6 protein-coding genes and 1 pseudogene are annotated in these 6,187 nt (G+C 32.2%); 6 read left to right on the top strand and 1 reads right to left on the bottom strand.

The genetic code is table 11. The features are described from left to right. The 6 genes and pseudogenes from AB2369_RS10620 to AB2369_RS10595 form a co-directional block, all read left to right on the top strand. Positions 1 to 286: pseudogene (locus AB2369_RS10620) on the top strand (redox-sensing transcriptional repressor Rex); the annotation flags it as partial. A gap of 226 nt (positions 287 to 512) precedes the next feature. Further along, a complete protein-coding gene (locus AB2369_RS10615; protein ID WP_367666454.1) occupies positions 513 to 1,295 on the top strand; it encodes a short-chain-enoyl-CoA hydratase in 783 nt (260 codons plus the stop codon). 24 nt (positions 1,296 to 1,319) lie between these two features. After that, positions 1,320 to 2,459 (top strand): acyl-CoA dehydrogenase, encoded by a 1,140-nt coding sequence (locus tag AB2369_RS10610; RefSeq protein ID WP_367666453.1) that lies wholly within the window; start codon positions 1,320 to 1,322, stop codon positions 2,457 to 2,459. A gap of 12 nt (positions 2,460 to 2,471) precedes the next feature. Next, positions 2,472 to 3,251: an electron transfer flavoprotein subunit beta gene (locus AB2369_RS10605; protein WP_367666452.1), complete on the top strand. Its 780-nt coding sequence runs from the start codon at positions 2,472 to 2,474 to the stop codon at positions 3,249 to 3,251. Between the two features lie 17 nt (positions 3,252 to 3,268). Beyond that, positions 3,269 to 4,273, top strand: a complete 1,005-nt coding sequence (locus tag AB2369_RS10600) for an electron transfer flavoprotein subunit alpha/FixB family protein (RefSeq protein WP_367666451.1) — start codon at positions 3,269 to 3,271, stop codon at positions 4,271 to 4,273. Positions 4,274 to 4,295: 22 nt separating this feature from the next. Beyond that, positions 4,296 to 5,144: a 3-hydroxybutyryl-CoA dehydrogenase gene (locus AB2369_RS10595; RefSeq protein WP_367666450.1), complete on the top strand. Its 849-nt coding sequence runs from the start codon at positions 4,296 to 4,298 to the stop codon at positions 5,142 to 5,144. A 24-nt stretch (positions 5,145 to 5,168) separates the two neighbouring features. On the opposite strand, the gene AB2369_RS10590 is transcribed toward AB2369_RS10595, so the two are convergent. Beyond that, positions 5,169 to 5,852, bottom strand: a complete 684-nt coding sequence (locus AB2369_RS10590; protein WP_367666449.1) for a hypothetical protein — start codon at positions 5,850 to 5,852, stop codon at positions 5,169 to 5,171. Positions 5,853 to 6,187: the final 335 nt, after the last annotated feature.

Below are 6,187 nucleotides of genomic sequence, written 5' to 3'. Positions count from 1 at the left end.
TCCTAAATTAGTAGGTATGAGAATAAGAGATATAGAGATTAAAGATATAGATGACCTAGAAGATTTTCTAAGAGGAAATCATATTGATATAGGGGTTCTTTGTGTACCTAAGGTTAATGCTCAAAAAACTTGTAACCTATTAGTTAATAATGGAGTTAAGGGCATTTGGAATTTTGCACCTGTAGATTTAAGTGTTCCTGAAGATGTAATAATTGAGAATGTTCACTTAAGTGATAGCTTACTTACTCTTGCATATTTATTAAATGAAGTGGAAGAAGAAGAGTAAATTGTCATAAAAAAAGGGGAATGTTTTAAAATTCAAAAAATTTTGAAAGGTTATTGAAATATTATCCAATGGGCTATATAATAATAATTGAAGTATCATACTTCAATTATTTTTTGTTAGGAATTGTTATAGCTTTAACAAAGAATAAAAATATTCATAGAAACTAATTTGTATTATATTAGAGAAATATGTATTTATTGTATTAAAAATAAAAAGGGGGATACAAATGGAGCTTAAAAATGTTCTTTTTGAAAAGGATGGTAAGGTTGCTATTATAACAATTAATAGGCCTAAAGCTTTAAATGCTTTAAATTCAGAAACTTTAAAAGAATTAGACAATATTCTTGATGTAGTAGAGCAAGATGATGAAATCTATGCTATAGTTTTAACAGGTGCAGGAGAGAAAGCATTTGTTGCAGGGGCAGATATAACAGAAATGAAAGATTTAAGTGCAATAGAAGGAAGAAGATTTTCAATTTTAGGAAATAAAGTTTTCAGAAGATTAGAAAATATTGAAAAAGCAGTTATTGCCGCTATACCAGGATTTGCTCTTGGGGGTGGATGTGAACTTTCCATGGCGTGTGATATAAGAATAGCTTCTGAAAAAGCTAAATTTGGACAACCGGAAGTTGGTCTTGGAATAACTCCAGGATTCGGAGGAACTCAAAGACTTCCAAGACTTGTTGGAGAAGGTCGTGCAAAGGAACTTATATTTACATCAAGAATTATAAAGGCTGATGAAGCTTATAACATAGGGCTTGTTAATAAAGTAGTACCACTAGAAAATTTAATGGATGAGGCTAAGGCTATGGCAAATCTAATTGCATCCCAAGGACCAGTTGCTATTAAGCTTTCTAAGGCAGCTATAAATAGAGGAATGCAATGTGATATAGATACAGCTTTAATGTATGAAGCTGAAGTTTTTGGAGAGTGTTTCTCAACGGAGGATCAAAAAGAGGGAATGACTGCCTTTGTTGAAAAAAGAGACAAAACTTTCAAAAATAAGTAAGGGAAATAAGGGGGTAAGTATATAATGGATTTTAAGCTTTCAAAAGAACAAGAACTAGTAAGACAAATGGTTAGAGAGTTTGCAGAGGAGAAGGTAAAGCCTATAGCAGCAGAAATAGATGAAACAGAAAGGTTTCCTATGGAAAATGCAAAACTTATGGGTGAATATGGAATGATGGCCATACCTTTTAAGAAGGAATATGGTGGAGCTGGAGGAGATACATTATCTTATATTTTAGCTGTAGAGGAATTATCTAAGGTATGTGGATCTACAGGGGTTATATTATCAGCTCATGTATCCTTATGTGCATCCTTAATAGATCAGTTTGGAACAGAAGAACAAAAACAAAAATATCTAACTCCACTTGCAAAGGGAGAAAAGATTGGAGCTTTTGGATTAACAGAGCCTAATGCAGGAACAGATGCTTCAGGTCAACAAACTACTGCAGTTTTAGATGGAGATAATTATATATTAAATGGAAGTAAAATATTCATAACAAATGGAGGAGTAGCAGAAACTTTTATAATTTTTGCTATGACAGATAGAACTAAAGGGGTTAAAGGAATATCTGCATTTATAGTTGAAAAAGATTTTGAAGGATTTTCTATAGGAAAGCTTGAGGATAAGATGGGTATAAGAGCATCCTCAACTACAGAGCTTATAATGGAAAATTGTATAGTACCAAAAGAGAATTTAATAGGTAAAGAAGGAAAAGGCTTTGGTATAGCAATGAAAACATTAGATGGAGGAAGAATTGGTATAGCAGCACAAGCTTTAGGAATAGCAGAAGGAGCTTTTGAAGAGGCTGTAAAGTATGTAAAGGAAAGAAAACAATTTGGAAGACCAATAGCTGCATTCCAAGGACTTCAATGGATGATAGCAGAAATGGATACAAAAATAGAAGCGGCTAAAAATCTTGTTTATAAGGCTGCCTACAATAAAGATAATGGAATTCCTTACTCTATAGAAGCTGCAAGAGCAAAATTATTTGCAGCAGATATTGCTATGGAAGTTACAACTAAGTGTGTTCAACTTCTTGGAGGTTATGGATATACTAAGGAATATCCATTAGAGAGAATGATGAGAGATGCTAAAATAACTGAGATATATGAAGGAACTTCAGAAGTTCAGAAAATGGTTATCTCAGGAAATGTTTTAAAATAGGGGGGCAGACTTATGAAAATAGTTGTTTGTATTAAACAAGTTCCAGATACTACTGTAGTTAAGATAGATCCAAAGACAGGTACATTAATAAGAGATGGAGTACCATCTATAATAAATCCAGAGGATAAGCATGCTTTAGAAGAAGCACTTGCATTAAGAGATAAAAATGGCGGCGATGTAATCGTTATAACTATGGGGCCACCTCAAGCAAAAGATGCTTTAAGAGAGGCTTTATCCATGGGAGCTGATGAGGCTATATTAATAACAGATAGAGCTTTTGCGGGAGCTGATACCTTAGCTACTTCCTATGCTTTAGCAGGAGCTATAAGAAAGCTTGACTATGACATAATACTTGCAGGAAGACAAGCTATAGATGGAGATACAGCTCAAGTAGGACCAGAAATAGCTGAGCATTTAAATATACCTCAAGTAACATATGTTCAAGAGGTCAAAGAAGAAGGAGATAAACTTCTTATAAATAGAGCTTTAGAAGATGGATATGAAATAATAGAGGTTAAGAAGCCAGTTCTATTAACGGCTATAAAGGAATTAAATGAGCCAAGATATATGAATGCTTGGGATATATTCTCATCAGTTAACAAAGAGATAAAGGTTTGGACTGCTGATGACATAGATGTAGATAAAAGTAAACTTGGACTTCCAGGTTCTCCAACAAAGGTTAAAAAATCCATGACCAAAGAGGTTAAGGGTAAGGGCGAGATAATTAATAAGCCAGCAGATGAAGCTGTGGAATATTTATTATCTAAATTAAAAGAAAAGCACTACATCTAATATAGGGGGTAAGAAGGATGAACTTAGAACAATATAAAGGTGTTTGGGTATTTGCTGAACAAAGAGATGGAGAACTTCAAAAGGTATCTTTAGAACTTTTAGGAGAAGGAAAAAAACTTGCAAATAAATTAGGAGTTAAGCTTACAGCTTTACTTTTAGGAAATAATGTAGGAAATCTAGCAGATGTACTTTCATATCATGGAGCGGATCAAGTTCTTCTTGTAGAAGATGAAGCGCTAGTTAATTACACAACAGATGGATATACAAAAGTTATATGTGAATTAGTAGAGGAGAGAAAACCAGAGATAATATTTATAGGAGCTACATTTATAGGAAGAGATTTAGGACCAAGAGTTGCAGCAAGACTTAATACAGGACTTACAGCAGATTGTACTTCTCTTGATATAGATGAAGAGGGAAAATACCTTCTTGCTACAAGACCAGCTTTTGGAGGAAATTTAATGGCTACGATAGCTTGTACAGATCATAGACCTCAAATGGCTACAGTAAGACCAGGGGTATTTAGTAAACTTCCTAAGAATGAAGAAGTGGAAAAGAATATAGAAAAAGTAAATGTAAATATTAAAGAGGATGACATAAGAACTAAAATACTTAAGATAGTTAAGGAAAATAAAGAAGTCAAAGATATATCAGAATCAAAGGTTCTTATATCTGGAGGTAGAGGAGTTGGAAGTAAAGAGAGCTTTAAACTTCTTTATGATCTTGCAGAAGTTATGGGAGGAACAGTTTCAGCTTCAAGAGCTGCTGTTGACAATGATTGGCTTCAAAAGGATTATCAAGTAGGACAAACAGGTAAAACTGTAAGACCAAGCATATATATAGCATGTGGTATATCAGGAGCTATACAACACGTAGCTGGTATGCAAGAGAGTGATATTATAATAGCTATAAATAAGGATGCAGATGCTCCAATAATGAAGATGGCGGACTATGCAATAGTTGGAGATTTAAATAAGATTATACCAGAGCTTATAGCTCAATTTAAGGCTATAAATAATTAATAAAATAAGGGGGCTTTCATATATGAAGAAGATATTTGTACTTGGAGCGGGAACTATGGGGGCTGGAATCGCTCAAGCTTTTGCAGTTAAGGGATATGAAGTTATAATAAGAGACATAAAAGATGAATTTGTTGAAAGAGGTATTGCTGGAATAACTAAAAGCTTAACTAAACTTGTAGAAAAAGGAAGGCTTCAAGAGGACAGTAAAAATGAGATAATTTCAAGAGTTAAGGGAACTACTGACCTTAAATTAGCTCATGATTGTGATTTAGTAGTAGAAGCAGCTGTTGAAAATATGGCAATAAAAAGAGAAATATTTAAGGAATTAGGTGAATTATGTAAGGAAGAAACAATTCTTGCAACTAATACATCATCTCTTTCTATAACAGAGATAGCTTCAGCTACTAATAGACCAGATAAAGTTATAGGAATGCACTTTTTTAATCCAGCTCCAGTTATGAAGCTAGTGGAGATAATAAGAGGAATAGCTACATCAGAGGAGAGTTTTAATTCAGTTAAGGAATTAGCTTTATCCATAGGAAAGGATCCTGTTGAAGTTAAAGAAGCTCCAGGATTTGTGGTAAATAGAATTTTGATTCCTATGATAAATGAAGCTATATGTGTACTTGCAGAAGGAACTGCAAGTGAAGAGGATATAGATAAGTCCATGATGCTTGGAGCTAATCATCCTATGGGACCATTAACTTTATCAGATTTTATAGGAAATGATATAGTTTTAGCTATAATGGAGGTATTATATAAAGAAACAGGTGACCCTAAGTATAGACCATGTCCACTTTTAAAGAAATATGTAAGAGCTGGATATTTAGGAAGAAAAACTGGTCGTGGATTCTTTAATTATAAAAAATAATTAAATATAAAAAGGGTTGGTATCTTACCAACCTCTTTTTATATTATCAAAACCTTTTATACAGGATTTTTTAACTAGCTCTAAAGCCTTTTTATTTAAACTATCCTCAGAGCCAATTGATCCATTAATAAGAGAACAGTATTTATTTAGCATAACTGGAGTGCCAGCTAAGCTCTTAGTTTTTAGAGAATAAGCTAACCTATTATGGTCACTATTCTCAGTATTAAAGGAGGTTTTCTTAAAATCTCCTTCATAAACTTCACATTTCATAGCATAAGTAAGAACAGAGTCATTATCTATAAAACACATATATGCACCTTTACTAGATATATCTTTTGATACTATTGAAGGGTTAGTAAACACTGGTGGTGTTTCTTTTAAGATATCTTTTGTTAAGTATGGTATGAAATGAATGTTGCCACTATAATTATTTGAAGGAATTATAGTTAGATTAATAGAGAATGTATCTCTATTTTTTAAGTTAAATAATGTTTTTAAATATAACTTAAAACTAAAATCTTCTTTGGTACATAAGCAAGAGGCATTAAAAATACCCTTTTTAGAGTTAACATATTGCTCAAGTTCTTTTAAGTGAAAGTGATCTAGGTCAAGACATACATTGTCAATTAATATATCTACACCTATTATAGAGGTTTTTAGAAGATCTTTTACCTCTATGGTAAGGGGCTCTAAAATAGAATTAAACACTATACCTCCTCCGAGATAATAATTGCTATAATATTACAATATGCAAAATTTGAAAATGTGTTAAAAAATTCGTTTAATTATTTTTAGAAATTAACCTAATAATATGGAAAAGTAATAAAGAATACTATTGTTTATCTTAAGTTTTTTAATTATTATGAATTATTAGAATAATAGGTAACACAAATCATATAGTATGTGTTAGAATTATTATAGAGAAAAGTTTATGCCTTAAGAAGTTAGAATATTACTATTATATATAAAAAAGGCAAATTAATAAGGAGGGTTTATGTCTCTAAATGGAATTAGTACTTCACTTTTATTAGCTTTAGCAGCAG

Source organism: Clostridium sp., assembly GCF_040797585.1.
Taxonomy (GTDB): domain Bacteria; phylum Bacillota; class Clostridia; order Clostridiales; family Clostridiaceae; genus Clostridium_Z.
Note: the sequence above shows the minus strand (reverse complement) of the source record. Positions and strands in the feature narration are given on the sequence as shown.